The organism is Actinomadura sp. GC306, from assembly GCF_004348665.1.
Taxonomy (GTDB): Bacteria; Actinomycetota; Actinomycetes; order Streptosporangiales; family Streptosporangiaceae; genus Spirillospora.
Genome location: NZ_SMKM01000534.1, coordinates 1 through 1,197, shown reverse-complemented (window position 1 = coordinate 1,197; position 1,197 = coordinate 1). Strand labels below are relative to the sequence as shown.

2 rRNA genes are annotated in these 1,197 nt (G+C 58.2%); both read right to left on the bottom strand.

Features of this window, described 5'->3' with window-relative positions:
- Positions 1–632: ribosomal RNA gene (locus tag E1200_RS33340) — 23S ribosomal RNA — on the bottom strand; the annotation flags it as partial.
- 450 nt (positions 633–1,082) lie between these two features.
- Positions 1,083–1,197 (bottom strand): 16S ribosomal RNA (locus tag E1200_RS33335); the annotation flags it as partial.

Genomic DNA, 1,197 nt, shown 5'->3' with positions numbered 1-1,197 from the left:
GAGGAGGCTCTGACGGCTTGTAGGCACACGGTTTCAGGTACTCTTTCACGACCCCTCACCGGGGCACTTTTCACCTTTCCCTCACGGTACTAGTCCGCTATCGGTCACCAGGAAGTATTCAGCCTTACCACGTGGTCGTGGCAGATTCACACGGGATTTCACGGGCCCCGTGCTACTCGGGAACACACCCAGAAGACATCGCAGTTTCGCCTACCGGACTCTCACCGTCTACGGTCGGCCTTCCCATGCCATTCGACTACCACGATGTTTTGTAACTTCTCGCCAGACTGGTAGATCCAGCAGGATGGTCCCACAACCCCGCACACGCAACCCCTACCAAGTATCACACGCGCACGGTTTAGGCTGATCCGCTTTCGCTCACCACTACTCACGGAATCACTATTGTTTTCTCTTCCTGCGGGTACTGAGATGTTTCACTTCCCCGCGTTCCCACCAACCGCCCTATACATTCAGACGGCGGCGACACCCCATGACGAGTGCCAGGTTTCCCCATTCGGAAATCCCCGGATCAAAGTCTGGTTGCCGACTCCCCGAGGCATATCGCAGGCTCCCACGTCCTTCATCGGCTCCTGATGCCAAGGCATCCACCGTATGCCCTTAAAAACTTGAACACACAAAACGATCAAAACAAATCGCAGATAAACAACAACACCACCACAACCCCTCAAACCGAAGAGAAATGACGGCATCGCCGTTCACCAGAGATGCTCGCGTCCACTGTGCAGTTCTCAAAAAACAACCGGGCCCACCAAAACCACACCACCCAACACAGGTGATGCGGTCCTGGTCCCGCAGTCCGAGGCCACCAGGCTCACGCCCGTTTCCTCAGGACCCAACAGCGTGTCCACCCCACCACCCACCCGACACCAACGTTCCCCTCCCCGGACAACCAGGGCGGTACTTGCCGGCTCACACGAGCGGTGAGCTGAGTAGCCAGTGCTCCACATCTATGAGCAGCCACCTGACGAACATGCGCCGTCACCGGTGGCCACCGACCCACACACCCGCACCCCTCGTATGGAGGAGCAAGGGTCAGCATGGGCCAGTTGTGTGCTCCTTAGAAAGGAGGTGATCCAGCCGCACCTTCCGGTACGGCTACCTTGTTACGACTTCGTCCCAATCGCCGGCCCCACCTTCGACCGCTCCCCCCACACAAGGTGGTTGGGCCACGGGCTT